Origin of the sequence: Enterobacter ludwigii (assembly GCF_001750725.1) — a bacterium.
Taxonomy (GTDB): domain Bacteria; phylum Pseudomonadota; class Gammaproteobacteria; order Enterobacterales; family Enterobacteriaceae; genus Enterobacter; species Enterobacter ludwigii.
Genome location: NZ_CP017279.1, coordinates 4,079,469 through 4,102,823 on the forward strand (window position 1 = coordinate 4,079,469; position 23,355 = coordinate 4,102,823).

At 54.8% G+C, this 23,355-nt stretch carries 20 protein-coding genes; 10 read left to right on the top strand and 10 right to left on the bottom strand.

The genetic code is table 11. The features are described from left to right. Positions 1-29 precede the first annotated feature (29 nt). Positions 30-311 (bottom strand): YjcB family protein, encoded by a 282-nt coding sequence (locus tag BH714_RS19150; RefSeq protein WP_020882839.1) that lies wholly within the window; start codon positions 309-311, stop codon positions 30-32. A 489-nt stretch (positions 312-800) separates the two neighbouring features. Here BH714_RS19150 and BH714_RS19155 point away from each other — a divergent pair, with 489 nt between their 5' ends. Together BH714_RS19155 and BH714_RS19160 are read left to right on the top strand one after the other, a co-directional pair. Beyond that, a complete protein-coding gene (locus BH714_RS19155; protein ID WP_040018685.1) occupies positions 801-2,201 on the top strand; it encodes a sensor domain-containing diguanylate cyclase in 1,401 nt (466 codons plus the stop codon). A 339-nt stretch (positions 2,202-2,540) separates the two neighbouring features. Beyond that, the gene (locus tag BH714_RS19160; protein WP_040018686.1) at positions 2,541-4,106 is read left to right on the top strand and encodes an EAL domain-containing protein; all 1,566 of its coding nucleotides are present in this window, start codon (positions 2,541-2,543) and stop codon (positions 4,104-4,106) included. Between the two features lie 6 nt (positions 4,107-4,112). Here the strand turns inward: BH714_RS19160 and soxS are convergent, their stop codons facing one another. Beyond that, positions 4,113-4,439 carry a superoxide response transcriptional regulator SoxS gene (soxS, locus tag BH714_RS19165; protein WP_013095071.1) on the bottom strand — a complete coding sequence of 109 codons (327 nt, stop codon included), beginning with the start codon at positions 4,437-4,439 and terminating at the stop codon, positions 4,113-4,115. Between the two features lie 98 nt (positions 4,440-4,537). On the opposite strand from soxS, the gene soxR reads away from it, so the two are divergent. The 4 genes from soxR to BH714_RS19185 all read left to right on the top strand — a co-directional run bounded on the left by soxR (position 4,538) and on the right by BH714_RS19185 (position 9,403). Continuing rightward, complete coding sequence (soxR, locus tag BH714_RS19170) at positions 4,538-4,996, top strand: redox-sensitive transcriptional activator SoxR (RefSeq protein ID WP_014168225.1); 459 nt, start codon at positions 4,538-4,540, stop codon at positions 4,994-4,996. 290 nt (positions 4,997-5,286) lie between these two features. Next, positions 5,287-5,958, top strand: a complete 672-nt coding sequence (locus BH714_RS19175) for a glutathione S-transferase family protein (RefSeq protein ID WP_040018687.1) — start codon at positions 5,287-5,289, stop codon at positions 5,956-5,958. Positions 5,959-6,254: 296 nt separating this feature from the next. Then, positions 6,255-7,604, top strand: coding sequence for a guanine/hypoxanthine transporter GhxP (gene ghxP / locus BH714_RS19180; protein WP_020882835.1), 1,350 nt, complete (start codon positions 6,255-6,257; stop codon positions 7,602-7,604). Between the two features lie 152 nt (positions 7,605-7,756). Continuing rightward, positions 7,757-9,403, top strand: a complete 1,647-nt coding sequence (locus tag BH714_RS19185; protein ID WP_014168228.1) for a Na+/H+ antiporter — start codon at positions 7,757-7,759, stop codon at positions 9,401-9,403. Between the two features lie 48 nt (positions 9,404-9,451). On the opposite strand, the gene BH714_RS19190 is transcribed toward BH714_RS19185, so the two are convergent. Then, a complete protein-coding gene (locus tag BH714_RS19190; RefSeq protein WP_040018688.1) occupies positions 9,452-10,333 on the bottom strand; it encodes a LysR family transcriptional regulator in 882 nt (293 codons plus the stop codon). 102 nt (positions 10,334-10,435) lie between these two features. On the opposite strand from BH714_RS19190, the gene BH714_RS19195 reads away from it, so the two are divergent. Continuing rightward, a complete protein-coding gene (locus BH714_RS19195; RefSeq protein ID WP_032679393.1) occupies positions 10,436-10,846 on the top strand; it encodes a CidA/LrgA family protein in 411 nt (136 codons plus the stop codon). Further along, positions 10,839-11,528: an LrgB family protein gene (locus BH714_RS19200; protein WP_023310063.1), complete on the top strand. Its 690-nt coding sequence runs from the start codon at positions 10,839-10,841 to the stop codon at positions 11,526-11,528. The genes BH714_RS19195 and BH714_RS19200 overlap by 8 nt, the downstream gene beginning before the upstream one ends. A gap of 32 nt (positions 11,529-11,560) precedes the next feature. On the opposite strand, the gene actP is transcribed toward BH714_RS19200, so the two are convergent. From actP to acs, 3 genes are all read right to left on the bottom strand, one after another. Continuing rightward, positions 11,561-13,210, bottom strand: a complete 1,650-nt coding sequence (actP, locus tag BH714_RS19205) for a cation/acetate symporter ActP (RefSeq protein WP_025206383.1) — start codon at positions 13,208-13,210, stop codon at positions 11,561-11,563. Further along, positions 13,207-13,521, bottom strand: coding sequence for a DUF485 domain-containing protein (locus BH714_RS19210; RefSeq protein ID WP_014168233.1), 315 nt, complete (start codon positions 13,519-13,521; stop codon positions 13,207-13,209). Before BH714_RS19210 ends, actP begins: the two co-directional genes overlap by 4 nt. A 70-nt stretch (positions 13,522-13,591) precedes the next feature. Continuing rightward, positions 13,592-15,550 carry an acetate--CoA ligase gene (gene acs / locus BH714_RS19215; protein WP_020882831.1) on the bottom strand — a complete coding sequence of 653 codons (1,959 nt, stop codon included), beginning with the start codon at positions 15,548-15,550 and terminating at the stop codon, positions 13,592-13,594. 423 nt (positions 15,551-15,973) lie between these two features. Between acs and gltP the strand changes: the two genes are divergently transcribed. Continuing rightward, positions 15,974-17,287 carry a glutamate/aspartate:proton symporter GltP gene (gene gltP / locus BH714_RS19220; protein ID WP_013095082.1) on the top strand — a complete coding sequence of 438 codons (1,314 nt, stop codon included), beginning with the start codon at positions 15,974-15,976 and terminating at the stop codon, positions 17,285-17,287. A 73-nt stretch (positions 17,288-17,360) separates the two neighbouring features. Here gltP and BH714_RS19225 read toward each other — a convergent pair whose 3' ends face one another. Together BH714_RS19225 and fdhF are read right to left on the bottom strand one after the other, a co-directional pair. Further along, on the bottom strand, positions 17,361-18,035 hold the full coding sequence (locus tag BH714_RS19225) for a tetratricopeptide repeat protein (protein ID WP_014168236.1): 675 nt from the start codon (positions 18,033-18,035) through the stop codon (positions 17,361-17,363). A gap of 324 nt (positions 18,036-18,359) precedes the next feature. Next, positions 18,360-20,507: a formate dehydrogenase subunit alpha gene (gene fdhF / locus BH714_RS19230; protein ID WP_080471945.1), complete on the bottom strand. Its 2,148-nt coding sequence runs from the start codon at positions 20,505-20,507 to the stop codon at positions 18,360-18,362. A 255-nt stretch (positions 20,508-20,762) separates the two neighbouring features. On the opposite strand from fdhF, the gene BH714_RS19240 reads away from it, so the two are divergent. After that, the gene (locus tag BH714_RS19240; RefSeq protein ID WP_014168239.1) at positions 20,763-21,494 is read left to right on the top strand and encodes a response regulator; all 732 of its coding nucleotides are present in this window, start codon (positions 20,763-20,765) and stop codon (positions 21,492-21,494) included. Here the strand turns inward: BH714_RS19240 and BH714_RS19245 are convergent. Next, positions 21,491-22,498 carry a carbohydrate kinase family protein gene (locus BH714_RS19245; protein WP_088202995.1) on the bottom strand — a complete coding sequence of 336 codons (1,008 nt, stop codon included), beginning with the start codon at positions 22,496-22,498 and terminating at the stop codon, positions 21,491-21,493. The genes BH714_RS19240 and BH714_RS19245 overlap by 4 nt on opposite strands. Continuing rightward, positions 22,495-23,355 carry a ketose 1,6-bisphosphate aldolase gene (locus BH714_RS19250; protein ID WP_040018694.1) on the bottom strand — a complete coding sequence of 287 codons (861 nt, stop codon included), beginning with the start codon at positions 23,353-23,355 and terminating at the stop codon, positions 22,495-22,497. Before BH714_RS19250 ends, BH714_RS19245 begins: the two co-directional genes overlap by 4 nt.

A 23,355-nucleotide genomic window follows, 5' to 3' on the forward strand; every position in this document is an offset into this window, starting at 1 on the left:
GGTCTGGGTTTTTTTATTCATCTCAGGGATCAGGTAATCACCATCGGCCAGTCTGGCGGGGTATGGCTCATGGCTTCCACCATGACCACTTTAATATTTTCCCAGACGGCAGCGAGATCCAGCAGGGTGATGCCAAGCAGGCCCGTTGCGAACCAGCATGCTGCGCCCAACCCCAACAGGGTGCTGATGACAGCAAGGCCAGCATAGTCAGATTTACGAAACTGAATGTTTAGCGTGCTGGCCAGGAACATCAGCACCGCACTTAACAAAGGCCAGCGCAGGAGAACCATGCTGGTAGTAATGGTTGCCATAAAACCCATCCTCAACAAAACAGACGAACTGAATGAAACAGTGTTTCTCGTTACAAAATATGTGTGAACTATATCACATTTGTTGATTTATTCGCCAGCCTCAGAAGGGTGAAAAAAGCAGGAATTATCACAGCCAGGCGTCGCACGAGGATTGAGGGGAAAATATATCTTTGCACGCTAATGACCCCCTTTTATCGCTTCCAGGTAATAAATTCATTGAGATAACAAATCCTCTGCAAATTGAGGTGTGCTGTAGAACGTTTACAGCAACAACCCTTTGGATTATGCTTGAGTGGATAAATAAATTTACTCGCATTCTATAATTCAGGTTTTTGAATTTTATTGGTTTTTTTCTCTTTGTACGTTTTTAATTACACACAACGTCTCGCACTCCAGCTGTGCTGATATTCAGCATCCTGCTCTGGCTCGCCGATTTTTGAATCTGAAGAAAGTTGCGTCCGGTTTAACGCTTAATAATCTGCGAAAAAAATGAAAGAAAAACGACGTGAGATTGTTAATGACAGCCTGCAGGCGTTGCATGCGCTGGCAGATCTGATGCCCCAGCTTCACGCCCATTGTTCGCTGGGCGAGATGCTTGAGACGATCAACCGGGCCTTCGGGGCAAGCCTGGCCTGGATTAGCGTTGATACTGACGGGCTGCAGCGCGTGGTCTGTGCCGGTGAAGTGACCTGTCACTCATTTGAGGTGGCCGATTTTCTTGCCGGTACTCTGCTGGAGAAGCATCACCGCGCGTGGCGGGTCGTCTACTGGAAAGAGAATATCGGCCGCGCATTATTCTCCGCTCATCATCCTGGCTATTCGCAATTGCAAAGCGGGGTGTTATGCAAGCTTTCAACCCATAACGGACAAGGCAGCGGCTATTTTTTTCTGGCGTTTGCTGAGCCGTTATATTCTCTGTCCATCCTGAAAAGTATTGTTGCGGTACTGGTCGAAAAATTAAAAGACTATTTTTCAGAAATTATCGTTCGTGAAAAAACAGCGCAGGAAATGCAGCGTGTGGTGACCCAATATAAAACCCTGTTTGAACGAGCGCCTGTTTTAATGAACTCATTCGATAAATTTAACCGCTGCGTGCTGTGGAATGCTGAGTGTGAAAAAGTGTTTGGCTGGACAATGGCGGAGATCAGCGCCCATGCCGATCCGCTCTCACTGTTTTACCCCGACCCGGAAGAGCGGCGACGGGTCAGGGAGTCGGTAAATGTCTCGCCGCTAAAGGATATGTACGAGTGGCATCCACTGCGTAAAGACGGTACGCCGTTGACGGTTTTGTGGTCAAACATTCTGCTGCCGGACAGCTCAGTCCTGAATATCGGGCTTGATATTACCGAACGTAAAAAAGCCGAACAGCAGCTGGAAGTGAAAGCCACCACGGACGATCTTACCGGGTGTTTTAACCGTTCAACCATTTTACAGCAGCTGGAATCCGCGCTGGCGGCAAATGCCAGGCAGGATGCTGACAGCCATTTTTGCGTGCTCATGTTTGACCTGGATTTTTTCAAACAGATCAACGATCGGTGGGGGCATCAGGTGGGCGATCGGGCACTTATCCACTTTTGCCAGGCTATCCGTGAGTTAAGCCCCGAGAATGCTGCGCTTGGCCGTGTGGGCGGCGAGGAGTTTTTGCTCCTGCTGGCACGAACCGACGGCAACGCGGGCGCCCTTTTTTCGGCGAGGCTACGTACTGCCCTCAAAACCAACCCGCTCGTGGTGGGAGAGAAAAAGCTGGTGCTGTCATTCAGCGCCGGGGCGGTGGAGGTCTGCCAGGGCCAACGCGATACTTCAGGATTACTGATGCGTGCCGATAAAGCATTATATGACGCCAAGCGTACGGGTCGGGGGAAAACGGTGGTGGCTGCTGATTATTTATAAATCAAAAAACAAAATACGCGCGAGTAAATAGCATAAAATGTCATGTTGCCGTTGTTGTTTTTTCACACTGCCAGAAGTTTGGCTTAATCAACGATCCTCTGTTGTGTTATCTTCAAACCTCCCGTACCCGCTGGATAATTATTTTCCTTAATTGAAACGGAACGAATACTTACAGTTTAGCTTACGGGAAAATATTATCGTCATAACGAAAATTAAGATTTTTAATACTAAAAGTCAGTTGCTAACTTCGCATGATTCATGCAACGTAATCACCTGTTAAACAAAGCATCCGGCCTTCATTACTACAGGCGTACAACATGCAGGGATATAGGGCGGGAAATGAATCGTAGCGCGCGGCGCAAGATGCTCAGGGTGGTAGGGATCATCATGGTAGTTATGCTGCCGGTGATGCTTGCGCTATGGTTTGCCCAGATAAGAGCCGTGTCGGAAACAAGCGCCCAGCTACGTACCTTTGCTGAACTGGCGTTAGACAAAACAGAACTGGTAATTCAACAGGTTGATCTGGCCCGCGACGAGGCTGAAAAATATCAGGGTGAACGTTGTACACCAGAACATCGCCAATATATGTTGAACGTTGTTCGCGGTCGTCTGTTTGTTGCGGATTTAATTTATGCAGAAGGCCAGAATTTTCTTTGTTCGACCGCTTTTACACCCGCCAATCCTTATCTGATATCCACTGCTAATTACACACGTAAACCTGACGTTGCTATCTATTATTATCGCGATACGCCATTTTTCACTGGCTATAAAATGACATATATGCAGCGCGGAAATTATGTTGTGGTGGTCAATCCGCTTTCCTACAGCGAAGTAATGTCGACAGATCATTCCCTTTCGTGGGGGGTATACGACACGGTAACGAATGCATTCTTTTCCGTCAGTCAGCGCGCGAATGTTTCTTTATTAAGTTCGATGATTCGGGATAAGGAATCGGTATTTCAAAAAGATAACCGTTTTTATACGGTCGTCAAATCCCCAAAACGGCCTATTGCCGCTATCGTGTCGACATCGAATAAACGTTTTTATGAAATGCTTTATCACCAGGCGACGTTGACGCTACCGCTGGGGATGATCTGCAGCATAATTATTTTGCTGGTGTGGTCTCGCACCCATCGTGAACTCAATTCTCCCGGGCGGTTACTGCAGCGAGCGCTCAATAAACGCCAGCTTTGTGTCCACTATCAGCCGATTATTGATATCAAGAACAACCAGTGCGTGGGAGCCGAGGCGTTATTACGCTGGCCTGGCTTTAACGGACCGGTCATGAGCCCGGCTGAATTTATTCCGCTGGCGGAAAAAGAAGGCATGAGCGAGCGAATTACGGATTATGTTGTCGAAGAGGTATTCAGCGATCTGGGCACATTCCTGGCAACGCATCCGCATCTCTATATTTCAATTAACCTGTCGGCCACGGATTTCCACTCTTCACGGCTGATCGCCATGATTTCGGACAAGGCCCGACACTACGCCGTGCGTGCGCAGCAAATTAAAATTGAAGTCACGGAGCGCGGTTTTATTGATGTCCCTAAAACCACTCCGGTTATTCAGGCGTTCCGTCAGGCGGGTTACGAAGTGGCGATTGATGATTTTGGAACGGGTTACTCTAACCTGCACAACCTTTATTCGCTGAATGTCGATATTCTGAAAATCGACAAATCCTTTATCGACACCCTAACAACCAACAGCACCAGCCACCTTATCGCCGAGCATATTATTGAGATGGCACAAAGCCTGCGGCTTAAAACCATTGCGGAAGGGGTGGAAACGGCAGAACAGGTGAGCTGGTTGTTGAAGCGTGGCGTTCAGTTCTGTCAGGGATGGCACTTCGCGAAAGCGATGCCGCCCCAGGAGTTTATGACCTGGCAGCAGCAACCTTTGCATTGAGAGCCATTAATTCAACTGGTGGCGATAGTCGCTCGGTGTGCGGTCAAACTCGCGGCGAAACACGCGGGAAAAGGTTTGTTGCGACACATAACCCAGATCCATCGCGATATCAAAAATGGGCCGCTGCGTTGAGCGTAAGGCCTGCGCCGCCAGCAGCAGTCTGCGCTGACGAATGTACTCACCCAGCGTCTGGTGCATAACGGTACGGAACATTCTCTGTAAATACCATTTCGAATAGCCGGATTTTTTAGCGACCACATCAATGTTCAACGGTTGGTCGATATGTTCATCAATCCATTCAATAAGTGTCTGAATAATTTGCTGATGCGACATAAGGTTGCCCCTCTGTAGATACAACTGCCCTGGTTGATTCGTCGTTTTCTCTGCGGGCGAGTATAATTCCTCAAGTTAACTTGAGGTAAAGAGGTTTTATGGAAAAGAGATTGCCGCGAATTAAAGCGTTGTTAACCCCCGGCGAAGTGGCGAAGCGAAGCGGTGTTGCGGTGTCGGCGCTTCACTTCTATGAAAGCAAAGGGTTAATTAAAAGCATCCGAAACGCCGGAAACCAGCGACGCTACACGCGTGACGTGCTCCGTTATGTCGCAATTATCAAAATTGCCCAACGAATCGGAATCCCCCTGGCCACCATCGGCGATGCGTTCGGCGTGCTGCCGGAAGGGCACTCTCTCAGCCCGAAAGAGTGGAAAGAGCTTTCCTCTCAGTGGCGTGAAGAGCTGGATCGACGCATTCACACGCTGGTAGCGCTGCGTGATGAACTGGACGGATGTATTGGCTGCGGCTGTTTGTCGCGCAGTGATTGTCCGTTGCGTAACCCGGGCGACAGGTTGGGTGAGCAGGGGACAGGGGCGCGGTTGCTGGAGGAAGACTGAGATGCGGCAGAAAACCGCACCTCATAAAGAACTAAAGCGCCACAAAAGGGCGCTTTAGTTTTTCCCGGTCTTTGTCTTTCACTCTATCCCGCTGGTTCACGGGAGGGTTTCCCCCGACATCAGCACCCCTCATGTCGAGCGTGTTGGGGAGGTTCCGGATTGTGCTGACACTTTAATTCTATGCAAGACCCGTCTTTTCGCCAGTCGGTCAGGCCGTTTTTTAGGCGAATTTTTTTCGCGGTGTTGTTCGATTTTCTATAGTTAAAAAGTATGAATAAAAGGAGAACACAATGCTCACGGTACACCACCTGAACCAGTCCCGCTCACACCGTGTGATCTGGGCGCTGGAAGAACTTTCCCTGCCCTATGAGATTGTTCGTTACCAGCGCGAAAAGAGCATGCTGGCGCCTGAGTCGCTCAAAAAAGTGCACCCGTTGGGCAAATCGCCGGTTATTGAAGATAACGGCCTGATCCTCGCCGAGTCGGGGGCCATCCTCGAATATCTTCAGGAAACCTACGATCCTGAGTCGCAGCTTAAGCCTCTGGATCCTGCGCATAAGGTGCAATACCGCTTCTGGTTGCACTATGCCGAAGGTTCGCTAATGCCGCTGCTGTTGATGAAGCTGGTTTTCAGTAGCCTCGGTAAGCCGCCCGTGCCGTTTGGTATCCGCACGTTGGGTAAAGCGCTGGGGCAGGGAGTGCAAAAAGCGTATCTCAACCGCCAGCTTGAAACCCATGCACGCTTTATTGAGTCGCATCTTGCCGAAAACAGCTGGTTTGCCGGCGACGCGCTCAGCATGGCGGATATTCAGATGAGTTTCCCGATTTTTGCCCTGCTGGCGCGCGGTGGCATCGATAACCTCCCGCATACCCAGGCCTGGAAGAAAAAAGTAGAGAGCAGCCCTGGCTGGCAAAAAACGCTGGAGCAAGGTGGCCCGTTATCGATTCCGGGTGGGGAGTGAAATGTAAACAAATTGCGCACAGACGATAACGTTTGCGCATCCTCTGTTTATTTCTTCAGCGTCATAAGGGAATTTTAGCGAAAAACGATAAAGTTCAGTTGAAAAGGGCGGGGATTAGGCTAGATAATCGTTTGCCTTAATTTGACCACCCGTTTGTAAGCGCGGAGCTAAACGTTTGCTTTTTCTGTGACGCCCCTTTCGTCGCAAATGCAAAACACGGATTTGACGTTTAGCTGGCAGTGGCGTCTCCACCACGCTTACGGACTTTCTATAAAAACTCTCAGGGGATGTTTTCTATGTCTACGCCATCTGCGCGTACTGGCGGTTCGCTTGACGCCATCTTTAAAATTTCGGCTCGCGGCAGCACCGTGCGCCAGGAAATCGTTGCCGGTCTGACCACGTTTCTGGCGATGGTTTACTCCGTCATTGTCGTTCCGGGTATGCTGGGTAAAGCGGGCTTCCCACCGGCGGCCGTCTTTGTTGCTACCTGTCTCGTGGCGGGCGTTGGCTCCATCGTGATGGGCCTGTGGGCGAACCTGCCGCTGGCGATCGGTTGTGCAATCTCGTTGACCGCCTTTACCGCTTTCAGCCTGGTTCTGGGTCAGCACATCAGCGTACCGGTTGCGCTCGGCGCCGTGTTCCTGATGGGTGTACTGTTTACCGTTATCTCCGCCACCGGCATCCGTAGCTGGATTTTGCGCAACCTGCCTCAGGGCGTGGCGCATGGCACCGGCATTGGTATCGGGCTGTTCCTGCTGCTGATTGCCGCAAACGGCGTCGGCCTGGTGATCAAGAACCCGCTGGACGGTCTGCCGGTGGCGTTGGGGCACTTCGCGAGCTTCCCGGTCATTATGTCCCTGATCGGTCTGGCGGTAATTATTGGTCTGGAAAAACTGAAAGTCCCGGGCGGCATTTTGCTGACCATTATCGGGGTGTCCATTGTTGGCCTGATTTTCGATCCTAATGTTCACTTCTCCGGGATTTTCGCCATGCCGTCGCTGAGCGATGACAAAGGCAACTCTTTGATTGGCAGTCTGGATATCATGGGGGCGTTGAACCCGGTGATCCTGCCAAGCGTGCTGGCGCTGGTGATGACCGCGGTGTTTGATGCAACGGGTACCATCCGTGCCGTCGCGGGTCAGGCGAACCTGCTGGATAAAGACGGTCAGATTATCGATGGCGGCAAAGCGCTGACCACCGACTCCCTGAGCAGCGTCTTCTCGGGTCTGGTGGGCGCGGCTCCGGCTGCGGTCTATATCGAGTCCGCTGCGGGTACGGCGGCAGGCGGTAAAACCGGCCTGACGGCCATTACCGTTGGCGTGCTGTTCCTGCTGATCCTGTTCCTCTCTCCGCTCTCCTACCTGGTGCCGGCCTACGCGACCGCACCTGCGCTGATGTACGTTGGTCTGCTGATGCTGAGCAACGTGGCGAAAATCGATTTTGCTGATTTTGTGGATGCGATGTCAGGCCTCATCACGGCGGTCTTTATCGTGCTGACCTGTAATATCGTGACCGGCATCATGATCGGTTTCGCGTCGCTGGTGATTGGGCGTCTGGTCTCCGGCGAGTGGCGCAAGCTGAACATCGGCACCGTTGTGATTGCCGTCGCGCTGGTGGCGTTCTACGCGGGCGGCTGGGCAATCTAAGTTGTCCATTGATGCGAAAACGGGTGGCTCAGGCCGCCCGTTTTTATTTTCAGGACTCATCCCGTTGTCTTTTGCGTTACTCTGGGGAAGATAGAATAACAGGCACGACGCCTTAGGTTTGGCTTTTAAGAAACACAGCAAACAGGGAACGCATGGAAATCTTCTTCACAATACTCATCATGACTCTTGTGGTCTCGCTATCCGGGGTAGTCACACGCGTACTGCCCTTTCAGGTCCCCCTGCCATTAATGCAAATTGCCATCGGCGCGCTGCTGGCGTGGCCGACGTTTGGCCTGCACGTGGAGTTCGACCCCGAACTGTTCCTCGTGCTGTTTATTCCGCCGCTGCTGTTTGCCGATGGCTGGAAAACGCCCACGCGTGAATTCCTTGAACACGGGCGAGAGATATTAGGTCTGGCGCTGGCGCTCGTGGTGGTCACGGTGGTCGGGATTGGTTTCCTGATCTACTGGGCGGTACCGGGCATTCCGTTAATTCCGGCCTTTGCGCTGGCCGCGGTGCTGTCACCAACCGATGCCGTGGCGTTGTCCGGCATTGTCGGTGAAGGCCGTATTCCGAAGAAAATCATGGGGATTTTACAGGGTGAGGCGCTGATGAATGACGCCTCTGGCCTGGTTGCCCTGAAATTTGCCGTGGCCGTCGCGATGGGCACGATGATCTTTACCGTAGGCGGCGCGACCCTGGAATTCTTCAAGGTGGCGATTGGCGGTATCCTGGCCGGGTTTGTGGTGAGCTGGCTGTATGGTCGTTCGCTGCGCTTCCTCAGCCGCTGGGGCGGCGATGAACCGGCGACACAGATTGTGCTGCTGTTCCTTCTGCCGTTTGCCTCTTACCTGATTGCCGAGCATATCGGCGTGTCGGGCATTCTGGCGGCGGTGGCGGCAGGGATGACCATCACCCGCTCCGGCGTAATGCGCCGCGCGCCGCTGGCCATGCGCCTGCGTGCGAACAGCACCTGGGCGATGCTGGAATTTGTCTTTAACGGTATGGTGTTCCTGCTCCTGGGCCTGCAGTTGCCGGGCATCATGGAATCCTCGCTGGTGGCGGCCGAGGCCGACCCGAACGTCGAAACGTGGATGTTGTTCACCGATATCGTGCTGATCTACATGGCGCTGATGCTGGTGCGTTTCGGCTGGCTGTGGACGATGAAAAAATTCAGCATGCGCTTCCTGACGAAAAAACCGATGGAGTTCGGCTCGTGGACCACGCGGGAGCTGCTGATTGCTTCTTTTGCTGGTGTTCGCGGGGCGATTACGCTTGCCGGTGTGCTGTCCATTCCGCTGCTGCTGCCCACGGGCGATGTCTTCCCGGCGCGCTATGAACTGGTGTTCCTGGCGGCAGGGGTGATTCTGTTCTCACTGTTTGTCGGCGTGATAATGCTGCCTCTTCTGCTGCAGCATATTGAGACGGGTGACTCGACTCAGCAGCATAAAGAGGAGCGTATTGCCCGCGCGGCGACCGCTGAAGTGGCGATTGTGGCCATTCAGAAGATGGAAGAACGTCTTGCGGCGGACACGGAAGAGAACATCGACAACCAGCTGCTGACCGAAGTGAGCTCGCGCGTGATTGGTAACCTGCGTCGTCGTGCCGATGGCCGCAACGATGTGGAAAGTTCGCTGCAGGAGGAGAACCTGGAGCGTCGGTTCCGTCTGGCGGCGCTGCGCTCAGAGCGTGCCGAGCTGTACCACCTGCGCGCCACGCGGCAAATCAGCAATGAGACGCTGCAAAAACTGCTGCACGATCTGGATTTGCTGGAAGCCTTGCTGATTGAGAATCAGTAGTCCGTGCGGGCTGATGCCCTCACCCTGACCCTCTCCTCCCGGAGAGGGTCAGGGGACCCAAAACCCTTCACAGCATTTCAGCCACGCCTGCGCGCTGTGCGATAAATAAACCCCTTCGCGCCAAATCATCCCTAACTGCCAGTGTAAATCGCTTTCCAGCGGGATCCAGTGCAGGGTGTTTTTATCGAGCCGTTCGCAAATCGGCTGCGGCAATATCGCAATGCCGACGCCTGCCTGCACCATCGCGGCCAGGAAATCCCACTGCCCGCTGCGCACCGCAATGCGCGGCTTCACGTTGTGTTGATTAAACAGCGCCATCAGCTGGCGGCTGAGGGCGAAATCTTCGTTGTAAATCAGCAGCGGGTGTTCTCCGAGCCGTTCGGGTTTCACCGTGTCGACCTTCAGCCAGTCACCAGAGCGGGGTACCAGCACGCACAGCGGGTGGCTAAAGAGCGGCAGCGTCGCCAGACCGCTCTCTTCCTCCACGGGGAGGGCGGTCATGGCGACATCCAGCTCGCCGTTGGTGACCGCCTGTTGAACCGTTAAGCCGCCAAACTCGGAAATTTTCAGCTCAACGCCGGGATAACGCTGGCGAAACAGGCTGATGGGGCCGGCCATCATCATCCCAACCATCGGCGGGATGCCGAGGCGCAGCAGCCCTTTTGTCAGGTGATTGATATCGCCAAGCTCCGCTTCCAGCTGGCGGAACTCCGCCAGGATCGCCAGCCCGCGTTCAAAGACGACCCGCCCGGTATCGGTCAGCAGCAGCTTGCGTCCGTCGCGGATAAGCAGGGTGCAGTTCAGTTCATCTTCGAGGTTTTTCAGCATCTTGCTGATGGTGGGTTGGGTTACAAACAACTTCTCCGCTGCGCGGGTAAAACTTTGCTGACGAACCACTTCGACAAAATAGCGCAGCGTTCTTATGTCCATGATTATTCCTCGGAACTATACCTTTGATGATTTTAATTCATTTCAGTCCATTACGTGCGCTCACTATACTGGCGCCTCGTCTCATTTTTGAGGAAAACCCCCATGGCCGTGGCGTTAAGCCGTGTTACGCCTGCCGTTGTGCAACGACTTCAGGTACCGGTTCAGGTACTGCTTTATGCGGGACTGTTTGTTTTCGCGGAATATCTTGTCAACTGGTTGCATCTGCCGCTGCCTGCCAACCTGGTCGGAATGGTACTGATGCTGACGCTTATCCTCTGCCGCGTTATCCCCCTCAACTGGGTACGCGCCGGCGCGCGCTGGCTGCTGGCGGAGATGCTGCTGTTCTTTGTGCCTGCCGTGGTCGCGGTGGTGAACTATGCGCAACTGCTGAGGGTAGATGGCTGGCGTATCTTCGCGGTCATTGCGCTGAGCACGCTGATGGTGCTGGGGGCCACCGCCTGGGTGGTTGATAAAGTGTATCGGTTTGAAATCAGCAGGCAAAAGCATGACTAACTTCCAGATAAGCGTGTTGTGCCTGATTGCCACCCTGGCGATCTACTTTGCCAATAAACGGCTGTATCGCCGTTTTCACGCGCTGCCGCTGATGCCGCTGGTCTTCACGCCGATCCTGCTGGTCCTGATGCTGGTCTTCGGGCATATCTCCTGGCAGAACTACATTGGGGAATCCCACTGGCTGCTGTGGCTACTGGGGCCTGCGACCATTGCCTTTGCGGTACCGGTGTATGACAACCTGGCGATCATCAAACGCCACTGGATGTCGCTCAGCGCTGGCGTGATCACGGCCACGGTGGTGGCGGTCTGCAGTTCCGTCTGGCTGGCCCGGCTGTTTACGCTGCCCGATGAAATTCAGCGCAGCCTGGCCGTCCGTTCGGTCACCACCCCGTTTGCGCTGGCCGCGGCCAAGCCGCTCGGTGGACAGCCGGATCTGGTCGCGTTATTTGTGGTCGTGACGGGTGTCTTCGGGATGGCGGTTGGCGACATGCTTTTTTTGCGGCTGTCGATCCGTGAAGGAATGGCGAAAGGGGCGGGATTTGGCGCGGCATCGCACGGTGCGGGAACGGCACGTTCGTATGAACTCGGGCAGCAGGAAGGGGTGGTGGCAAGCCTGGTGATGATGCTCTCGGGCGTGGTGATGGTATTGATTGCACCGCTGGTGGCGTGGGTGATGTTCTGATTTCCCCGGCCGGAAAGGCCGGGGAGACGAGGTTAGTGCGCGCGGCCTTGCTCGACGCCCAGACCCGTTTGTGAGCGGATAAACTGGGCGCGGAATTTCTCACGTTCCAGGTTACCTTCCGGCGAGTTATCGGTCGCGGAGAAGATCCAGATACCAATAAACGCCACGGCAATGGAGAACAGCGCCGGGTATTCATACGGGAAGATAGCGCTTTCGTGACCGAGGATCTGTACCCAAATCGTCGGGCCAAGGACCATCAGAATCACTGCCGTCAAAAGCCCCAGCCAGCCGCCAATCATCGCCCCACGGGTGGTCAGTTTTGACCAGTACATGGAGAGCAGGATGATAGGGAAGTTACAGCTTGCCGCAATGGAGAAGGCCAGCCCCACCATAAAGGCGATGTTCTGCTTCTCGAACAAAATCCCCAGCAGAATAGCGACCACGCCCAGCACCAGCACGGTGATTTTCGAGACTTTCAGCTCATCACGCTCGCTTGCCCCTTTGCGGATAACGTTGGCATAGAGGTCGTGCGATACCGCAGACGCACCCGCCAGCGTCAGCCCGGCAACCACCGCGAGGATGGTGGCGAAGGCCACGGCCGAGATAAAGCCAAGGAACAGGTTACCGCCTACCGCGTCGGCCAGATGCACTGCCGCCATGTTGTTACCGCCAATCAGCCCGCCCGCCGCGTCTTTAAACGCCGGATTCGCCCCCACCAGCATGATGGCGCCAAAACCAATGATAAAGGTCAGGATGTAGAAGTAACCCATAAAGCCCGTGGCGTAGAAGACGCTCTTGCGCGCTTCACGCGCATCGCTCACGGTGAAGAAACGCATCAGAATGTGTGGCAAGCCGGCCGTACCAAACATCAGACCCAGACCGAGCGAAAGCGCAGAAATAGGGTCTTTCACCAGCCCGCCAGGGCTCATGATCGCTTCCCCTTTCGGGTGTACCGCCATTGCTTCAGTGAACAGATTATTGAAGCTGAACCCGACGTGTTTCATGACCATAAAGGCCATAAAGCTGGCGCCGAACAGCAGCAGGACCGCTTTGATGATTTGCACCCAGGTCGTGGCCAGCATGCCGCCGAACAGGACGTACATCACCATCAGCACACCCACCAGCACCACCGCGATGTGGTAGTTCAGGCCGAACAGCAGTTCGATCAATTTACCCGCGCCGACCATCTGCGCAATCAGATACAGCGCGACCACCACCAACGAGCCGCAGGCGGAGAGGGTACGAATCGGCCCCTGCTTCAGCCGGTAGGAGGCCACGTCTGCGAAGGTATAGCGGCCCAGGTTGCGCAAGCGTTCTGCGATCAGGAACAAAATAATCGGCCAGCCCACGAGGAAGCCGAGGGAGTAAATCAGACCATCGTAGCCGGAGGTGTACACCAGCGCGGAGATACCGAGGAAGGAGGCAGCGGACATAAAGTCGCCTGCAATCGCCAGCCCGTTCTGAAAACCGGTAATGTTGCCGCCTGCGGTGTAGTAATCATTACGGGAGCGCACGCGTTTCGAGGCCCAGTACGTGATGTACAGCGTCAGCAGCACGAAAATCAGGAACATGATAATCGCCTGCCAGTTGGTTGGCTGGCGCTGTACCTCGCCGGTGATGGCATCAGCGGCGTTGGCGGCAAAGGGAAGTGTGGCGGCAAGCGCCGTCAGGACTCTCTTCATGATGCTTTTACCTCTGCCAGGACTGCTCTGTTAAGACGATCGAATTCGCCATTGGCGCGCCAGACGTACACGCCGGTCAGCACAAACGAAATGATTATCACGCCAATCCCAATCGGAATTCCGCGCGTGACGCTGGTGCCCGCGTGCAGCGGCGTACCGAGCCAGTGTGGGGCAAAGGCAATCAGCAGAATAAAGCCGACGTAAATAATCAGCATGATGATGGAAAGTAAGAAGGCAAACCGTTGCCGTTTATCCACGAGCTCCCTGTAGTGCGCACTATTCTCTATCTGCTGACAAATATCGTTATTCATCAGAGGTCTCCAGAAGTATTTATAGGGGAGGTTTTTTATTCCCTCTCCCGGGGGGAGAGGGGAGATCGCGTTACGATGGCATTGCGATGGACTGCTTCTCTTCGAGCAGTTTTTCCACCACGCCAGGATCGGCAAGCGTTGAGGTATCACCGAGGTTGCTGGTGTCACCGGCTGCGATTTTGCGCAATATGCGGCGCATAATTTTGCCTGAGCGGGTTTTCGGCAGAGAGTCGGTCCAGTGCAGCACGTCCGGCGTGGCAAGCGGGCCAATCTCTTTACGTACCCAGTTGCGCACCTCGGCATACAGCTCTGGTGACGGCTCTTCGCCATGATTCAGCGTGACGTAGGCGTAAATCGCCTGGCCTTTAATGTTGTGTGGGATCCCGACGACGGCGGCTTCGGCGATCTTCGGATGAGATACCAGCGCGGATTCAATCTCCGCGGTACCCAGACGGTGGCCGGAGACGTTCAGCACGTCGTCCACGCGCCCGGTTATCCAGTAATAACCGTCCTCGTCACGCCGGGCGCCGTCACCGCTAAAGTACATATTTTTAAAGGTCGAGAAGTAGGTCTGCTCAAAGCGCTCGTGGTCGCCGAACAGGGTACGCGCCTGGCCCGGCCAGGAATCGGTGATCACCAGATTGCCTTCGGTGGCCCCGTCCAGCGGATTGCCTTCGTTATCCACCAGAGCAGGTTGTACGCCGAAGAACGGTTGAGTTGCTGAACCGGCTTTTAACTGCGTCGCACCCGGCATAGGGGTGATCATAAAGCCGCCGGTTTCGGTCTGCCACCAGGTGTCCATTACCGGACATTTTTCGTTGCCGATTTTCTTCCAGTACCACTCCCAGGCTTCCGGGTTGATGGGCTCGCCAACGGAACCGAGGATGCGCAGCGAAGAGCGGTCAGTGCCTTCAATGGCCTTATCGCCTTCCGCCATTAATGCGCGGATCGCCGTTGGGGCGGTATAGAGAATATTGACCTTGTGTTTGTCGACCACCTGACACATGCGTGCCGGCGTTGGCCAGTTCGGTACGCCTTCAAACATCAGCGTAGTGGCACCACAGGCCAGCGGGCCGTATAGCAGGTAGCTGTGACCGGTGACCCAGCCCACGTCGGCAGTACACCAGTAAATGTCGCCCGGATGGTAGTCGAATACGTACTTGAAGGTGGTAGCGGCATAGACCAGATAGCCGCCGGTGGTGTGCAGCACGCCTTTCGGTTTGCCGGTTGAGCCGGAGGTGTAAAGAATAAACAGCGGATCTTCCGCGTTCATCTCTTCCGGCTGATGCTGGTCGCTGGCTTTTTCAATCAGATCGCTCCACCACAGGTCGCGTCCTTCGTTCCAGTCAATCTTGCCGCCGGTACGCTTGAGAACGATGACGTTGCTGACGGTTTTCACGTTCGGATTTTTCAGCGCTTCATCGACGTTTTTCTTCAGGGGAATGCCACGACCAGCGCGCACGCCTTCATCGGCCGTGATCACCAGTTTCGAGCTGGAATCGACAATACGTCCGGCTACCGCTTCCGGTGAGAAGCCGCCAAAAATCACCGAGTGAATCGCACCGATGCGCGCGCAGGCCAGCATGGCTACCGCCGCTTCAGGCACCATTGGCATATAGATAGCCACCACGTCGCCTTTTTTAATGCCCCTTTCCAGCAGAACGTTGGCAAAGCGGCACACATCGCGGTGCAGTTCTTTATAAGTAATGTGTTTGCTTTGAGAGGCGTCGTCGCCCTCCCAGATAATGGCCGTTTCATTACCGCGTTCGGCAAGGTGGCGGTCAAGACAGTTTGCTGCCAGGTTCAGCGTGCCGTCTTCGTACCATTTAATGGAGACGTTGCCGGGCGCAAAGGAGGTGTTCTTCACCTTCTGATAAGGTTTAATCCAGTCAAGAATATGGCCCTGCTCACCCCAGAAGACGTCCGGGCTGGAGACGGATTGCTGATACTTCTCGTGGTACTGCTCCGGGTTTATCAGGCAACGGTCCGCAATGTTTGCGGGAATGTCGTGTTTATGTACTTGGCTCATGGCTTTTTTTCTCCTTGTAAGATGTTAATAATATGTCTCAAAAACGTTAATAGTAGGGGCTTTACAAGCTTTGTTTATTATTTGGGCTACAGATCACGCATTGTTTGAAGAGTATGAAAAATGAGCGAATGAAACTTTGAAGGAAAATAATTCACCGTGCCGATTATTCACAATTTCCATTAAAAAAGCCTTTTTATAACAAAAAGTTATTGATGGGAATTGTGACAAACTCACGTCATGGCCGCTTTTTGCAGCGAAATGTGCCGTTCTTTAAGGCTTGCGCAACATGCCGCGCAAATGATACTCATACGCCGCGTTAAAAAATCCCATAAACCAACGCAACACAATTCATACCCTTTCAGTATGTATCCATATTCATGCAGTTTATGTGAATAGGGCGCTTCATTGAGGAAGTCAGTTTCTATGAAAAACGTTAAAGTCAGCCTGGCCTGGCAAATCTTGCTAGCCCTTGTGCTGGGTATCCTGCTGGGTAGTTACCTGCATTATCACAGCGACAGCCGCGAGTGGCTGATTGCGAACCTGCTCTCCCCGGCAGGAGATATCTTTATTCATCTGATCAAGATGATTGTCGTACCGATTGTTATCTCAACGCTGGTCGTCGGCATTGCCGGTGTGGGGGATGCAAAACAGTTAGGCCGTATCGGCGCGAAGACAATTCTTTATTTCGAAGTGATCACGACGATTGCCATCATTCTGGGCATCACACTGGCGAACGTGTTCCAGCCAGGATCCGGGATCGATATGTCGCAGCTGGCGACGGTGGATATTTCGAAATATCAAAGCACTACCGCTGAAGTACAGAGCCACGCGCATGGCCTGATGGGAACCATCCTTTCGCTGGTGCCGACCAACATCGTGGCTTCCATGGCGAAGGGCGAGATGCTGCCGATCATCTTCTTCTCGGTGTTGTTTGGTCTGGGTCTCTCCTCCCTGCCTGCCACGCACCGTGAACCGCTGGTCACCGTGTTCCGCTCAATTTCTGAAACCATGTTCAAAGTGACTCACATGGTGATGCGCTACGCGCCGGTTGGGGTGTTTGCGCTTATCGCGGTAACCGTGGCGAACTTCGGTTTCGCCTCCCTGTGGCCGCTGGCGAAGCTGGTGATTCTGGTTCACTTCGCCATCCTGTTCTTCGCGCTGGTGGTGCTGGGAATTGTGGCGCGCCTGTGTGGGCTGAGCATCTGGATCCTGATCCGTATTCTCAAAGATGAGTTGATTCTCGCGTACTCCACGGCAAGCTCTGAAAGCGTACTGCCGCGTATTATCGAGAAGATGGAGGCCTACGGCGCGCCGGCGTCGATTACCAGCTTTGTGGTGCCAACCGGCTACTCCTTTAACCTGGACGGCTCAACGCTGTACCAGAGTATTGCGGCTATCTTTATTGCTCAGCTGTACGGCATTGACCTGTCTCTGTGGCAGGAGATCGTGCTGGTGCTGACCCTCATGGTGACCTCAAAAGGCATCGCAGGCGTACCTGGCGTCTCCTTTGTCGTGCTGCTGGCAACCCTGGGCAGCGTAGGGATCCCGCTGGAAGGTCTGGCGTTTATCGCCGGTGTCGACCGTATCCTCGACATGGCGCGTACGGCGCTGAATGTGGTGGGTAACGCCCTGGCGGTGCTGGTTATCGCTAAGTGGGAGCACAAATTCGACCGTAAAAAAGCGCTGGCGTATGAACGCGAAGTGCTGGGTCGTTTTGATAAGACCGCAGACCAGTAAAATAAAAAGGCCGGGGTTAACCCGGCCTTTTCGTATTCCCTCTCTGCCAAAAGAGAGGGCCGTGTAAGAGGCTTTACTCCCCACTCAACGCGTCAAATTCTTCACATCCCGTATCAAACCCTTCGGTACAGCTCAGGTTCAGCCAGTAGAGCGCTTTCTGCTTATTCGGCGTTATAAAGCCTTTCTCGCCCTGCTGGAACAGCATTCCGGCCCAGTACTCCGCGTAACCCGTACGTGAGAGGGAGGAGCTGCGTTTGAACCACGACGCGGCTTTGACGTCGTCCTGCGCCACCTCAACGCCGTTGGCATAAATCATCCCCAGCAGCATTTGCGCATCCACCGCGGAGTCGTTGTCGATATCTTCGGTTGCCGTTTGCAGCAGTGCGATGGCCTGTGGGTAGTCAGTTTTCCCTGCCTGGGTGTTGACCAGCACGCGTGCCAGCATAATTGCGCCGCGTTTACTGCCGGCGATAGTGGCCTGCTGCGCCAGCGCTTTGGCCTGCGCGTAATCGCCCTGTGTAAACTGGATTTGCGATAACAACGCCATGGCGTCGACATCGCCCCCTTTTGCTGCTTTCTCTGCCCACTGCGCGGCCTGCTTGCTGTCGCCGGAACTGAAGTAGGTATCGGCAAGGTAATACTGGGCGCGGGCGTCACCCGCTTCCGCCTGTTGCTTGTACTGGCTGCCAATCTCATCCGCGTGGACGAGTGACGTAAAAAATAACAACATCAGAAAAATTGATTTCATGGATTCTTATCATCTGGGTACACGCCGCGCAGTATAATCGTCGTCGCAGAAGAAAAAAACGGGCGCGGTAAAGGTGAATGAACATTTCCCGGTGTCCGCCGCGTTTCGTCTCACAATAATGCTTGTGAAAGAGGGCATTAGACGCTCGCGGGGGAGATTCTCTCACTGAATTAAAATACAAAGCCGGGTATTTATTTCGGTGCTAATGACATTATTGCTGCGGGGCAGCGTGCACAATATATATTGATAATATAAATAGCTTATTAAGAAATAAAAAAGGGGTGAATAAGTCACCCCCTTTTATTCATCGATTAATTAACGGCATTAACCCAACGCGCTTTCGCGCAGTCTGGCTTTCAGCTTGCTATATTCGTCAATCACATACTGTTCCGCGGCGTGCTGGTCGGCAATCGGCTCCACGCGTACGGCGCAGTACTTATACTCCGGCGTTTTGGTTATCGGGCTTAAGTTCTCCGTCACCAGTTCGTTGCAGGCACCAATCCACCACTGGTAGGTCATATAGACCGCCCCTTTGTTAGGTCGGTCGCTGACCTGCGCACGGGTAATGATGCGTCCTTTACGCGAGTGCACCCAGATCAGGGCTTCATCTTCAATACCCAGACGCTCTGCGTCAGCGGTGTTGATCTGCGCATAGCCCGGTTCATCCGCCAGTGCCGCCAGCGCAGCGCAGTTACCGGTCATCGAACGACAGGAGTAGTGGCCCACTTCACGTACGGTAGAGAGCACCATCGGATACTCATCGGTGAGTTTATCGATTGGCGCGACCCAGTCGCAGGTGAAGAACTGCGCCAGTCCGTTCGGGGTGTCGAACTTCTCTTTAAAGAGATACGACGTGCCCTGATCGGCCTCTGACTCATCGCGGCACGGCCACTGGATATACCCCAGCTCACCCATTTTCTCATAGGTGGCACCCGTGAAGTCCGGACACAGTTTGCGCAACTCGTCCCAGATTTCCTGAGTGTTGTTGTAGTGCATCGGATAACCCATGCGGGTGGCGATTTCGCTGATGATCTGCCAGTCGGTTTTCAGATCCCACTTCGGCTCCACCGCTTTGAAGAAGCGCTGGAAGCCGCGGTCTGCCGCCGTGTAAACACCTTCATGCTCGCCCCATGACGTTGACGGTAAAATCACATCCGCCGCCGCCGCGGTTTTGGTCATAAAGATGTCCTGGACAATCACCAGTTCGAGATCCTCAAAGCCTTTACGCACCGCTGACAGCTCGGCGTCGGTCTGCAGCGGATCTTCACCCATAATGTAGGCGGCACGCACTTCACCGTGCGCCGCACGGTGCGGCAGCTCGCTGATGCGATACCCGGTATGTTCCGGCAGGCTCTCCACGCCCCAGGCCCTCGCGAATTTCTCACGATTTTCCGGGAACTTAACGTACTGATAGCCCGGATAGGTATCCGGCAGTGCGCCCATGTCACACGCACCCTGCACGTTATTCTGACCACGCACCGGGTTCACGCCCACATGCGGTTTGCCCAGATTTCCGGTCAGCATCGCGAGGCTTGTCAGGGAGCGTACGGTTTCCACGCCCTGATAGAACTGGGTGACGCCCATGCCCCACAAAATGGCCGCGGTTTTCGCCCCGGCGTACATCCGCGCTGCCTGACGGATCTCTTGCGCGCTTACGCCGGTTATCGCTTCAACGGACTCCGGCGTGTAGCCTTCGACAATTTTCCGATACTCGTCAAACCCTTCCGTACGGGTCGCGACGAACGCCTGGTCGTAGAGATTCTCCTCGATAATGACGTGGCCCATCGCATTCAACAGCGCGATATTCGAGCCGTTTTTCAGTGCAATGTGCATATCCGCAATACGTGCCGTTTCAATTTTGCGCGGATCGCAGACGATGATTTTCGCCCCATTCTGTTTGGCGCGAATAACGTGGTTCGCGACGATAGGGTGAGAATCCGCCGGGTTATAGCCAAAAATAAACACGAGATCGGTGTTATCTATCTCGTTAATCGCATTACTCATAGCGCCGTTACCGACCGACTGGTGCAGACCTGCAACCGATGGGCCGTGTCAGACGCGAGCGCAGCAGTCGACGTTATTGGTACCAATAACGGCGCGCGCGAATTTTTGCATTACATAGTTGGTTTCATTACCGGTACCGCGTGAAGAGCCGGTAGTCTGGATCGCATCCGGGCCATACTTGGCTTTGATAGCGCTCAGGCGCGTGGCGACATAATCCAGCGCCTCGCTCCAGGAGACGGCTTCCAGCTTGCCACCGCGCTCGCGGCGGATCATAGGGGTTTTCAGGCGTGGGGTAAGGATTTGGGTATCGTTAATAAAATCCCAGCCGTAGTAGCCTTTCAGGCACAGCGTGCCCTGGTTGGTTTTCCCCTGGGCGGCCTCCGCCCGGACGATTTTGCCGTTATCGACCACCAGGTTGATCTTGCAACCCGAGGCACAATAAGGGCAAACCGTGACGACTTTTTTCATCAGTCTGCTCCAGTTAATCAATGCTTACGCCCCACTATGCAGCTTCTATGCCATGTTTTTATTGTGGGTATCCGCAGACTTTACGGCCAAAACAGGGGCAAAACCCTGACGAAAAACAGCCAATCGTCAAAATTGACGTGTCGAATGGGCAGTGGATGTGACATGGGTTGTAATTCCGTCATGTAAAAGTCAAATTGGCTGGAGCCGACGGCAGAATAGTTCAGACTTAACATAATCCCCTGATGGAAGCATGCGATGAAACCGGCGATTCTGGTGGTTGATGACGATACCGCAGTTTGCGAGCTGCTGCAGGATGTGCTGAGTGAGCACGTCTTTAGCGTGCTCGTCTGCCATAACGGCCAGGACGCGCTGAGTCTGGTTCAGCATGAGCCACACATCGCCCTTGTCCTGCTGGATATGATGCTGCCGGATATCAACGGCCTGCAGGTATTACTGCACCTGCAAAAGCAACGTCCGGAGCTGCCGGTGGTGATGCTGACCGGGCTGGGCAGTGAGTCAGACGTGGTGGTGGGGCTGGAGATGGGGGCCGACGATTATATTGGCAAACCGTTTAACCCGCGCGTGGTGGTTGCCCGGGTTAAAGCCGTGCTTCGCCGTACCGGGGCGCTGGCCGCAGACACCCCGGTGCCACGCGTGGCGGGCGTGACGTTCAATGGCTGGACGCTGGATACCTCCCGCTGTGAACTCAGCGATCCGCAGCGTAACCCCGTACCGTTGACCCAGGGAGAATATGGTCTGCTGCTGGCGCTCACCCAGAACGCCCGGCGGGTGCTCAGCCGGGAACAACTGCTCGAGCTGACGCACAGCGAAAGTGCCGAGGTGTTCGACCGCACAATCGATGTGTTGATCATGCGCCTGCGCCGTAAAATAGAAGCCAACCCGCATCAGCCCGCACTCATTAAAACCGTCCGTGGGCTGGGCTACGTCTTTGCTGCCGATGTGTCTCACAGCGAGAAAGCGGCTTAAATATTCTCTTTAATAAACAGTTGCAGCTCGGCCAGCGTTTTTGCCCCATCAATGGCGTTCGCAGCCAGCAGGCTTGCCCGCGCGCAGGCATGGGCCAGATAAATACTCTCGATCAGCGGCAACGCTTCATGGCAGCCGTATAAGAAGCCTGCGCAGAAGGCATCACCCGCCCCGACGCTGCCGATAATCTCTTCCCGCTCCAGCAACCAGGAGGGGATCCAGCGCCCTTCATCGTCCGGTGTTAACCCCCACGCCCCTTCCGGACAGTGGATCACCACCCGCTGACGCACGCCAGCCGCCAGAAGCTGTGAGGCGGCTTCCGCGATATGGGCAATGTGCGGGGCATCTTTCTCGTCGCGCATTTCCAGCCCGCTAAACTCGCCGGCTTCCAGTTCGTTGATGACCAGATAATCAAGATGGCGCAGGGCAGGGAGGACCAGCGGCTGGTAGCGAGGGTCACCCTTTCGCGAGACCAGATCGAGCGAGGTTTCATACCCCTGATCGCGCATCTGGGCCAGCAGCCGTGCGCTGCGGGTGCCGTACTCGTCATCGGGCATATCCAGGCTGTCGAGCAGTAACAGGTAGCCGAGGTGGAAAATCTTCATCGCGCCGTCGAGGCGGTCGAAGGCGGGCAGATCCAGAAGACGGTTGGCGCCCGGGGAGTGGAAAAAAGTGCGCTGCCCGCTGGGGTCGGTCATAACCTGCGACATAGAGGTTGGCGCAAAGGTCGTGCGCTGCACCCGCTGGCGGTTGACGTGATACTGATCGAGCATCGCCAGGATGTAATCGCCGTCGGTATCTTCGCCAATCAGGCCGACGGCCTGCAGCGGCAGGCCAACGTGCATTTTGGCCAGCGTCAGCAGGACGTTCAGCGGCGCACCGCCGGTTGAACGTTCGCTGTGGGTAATCTCCGCCAGCCAGCCGCGCTCCGGCCATTGCACAATCTGGTGGACGTGATCCACCAGCATATTGCCGGCGGCGATAATCCCTTTACGTTCCATTATGCCTGCCCCGCGCTGCCAAAGATGCGCATTTGCGCGGCGACCGTATCGGTAATCGCCTCTTCTATACCCAGCAACAGTTCTGCAAATTCATCGTACAGAGGCTGACGTTTTGCCATCCGTTGCTCAACGGCAGAGAGCGCGGCCTGTGACATGCCGGTATAAAAGTTGATTTTATGGATCCCCAGTTCGATGGCGCGACGAAAATCGGCATCGCTGATGCCGGAGCCGCCGTGTAAGACCAACGGCAGGCCGGTCTGCTGGCGAATGGCGTCCAGACGAGGGAAATCGAGTTTTGGCTCGCCGTTGTATTTACCGTGCGCGTTGCCAATGGCGACCGCCAGCGCATCAATGCCGGTGGCATCGACAAACTCGCGCGCCCGCAGCGGGTCCGTAAACAACGCCTCATCCGCATGGCCATACAACGCGCCACCTTCGTCACCGCCTACCGCGCCCAGTTCCGCTTCTACCGATACGCCAACCGCGTGGCACATCTTCACCACCTCCCGCGTCTGGCGAATGTTTTCTTCGTAGCTCAGGGTGGAGCCATCAAACATCACGGAGCTGAAGCCTACGCGCAGCGCACGTACCACCGCCTCGAAATGCAGGCCGTGATCGAGGTTGAGCACCACCGGAATATCATGACGGGCGGCTTCAAACCTGACCGCTTCGACCAGCGACTCCAGGGAGACATACTTAAAGTGGACTTCCGCAATATTAATGATAAACGGCGAGCGTTCCTGTTTCGCGGCAGCAAACAGCGCGCGCAAAAAATGGGAGTCGAGAACGTTAAACGCGCCGAGCGCGTAGCGGTGTTTCCTGGCGTGCTCAAGACCGTCGGCAAGAGAAATCAATGGCAT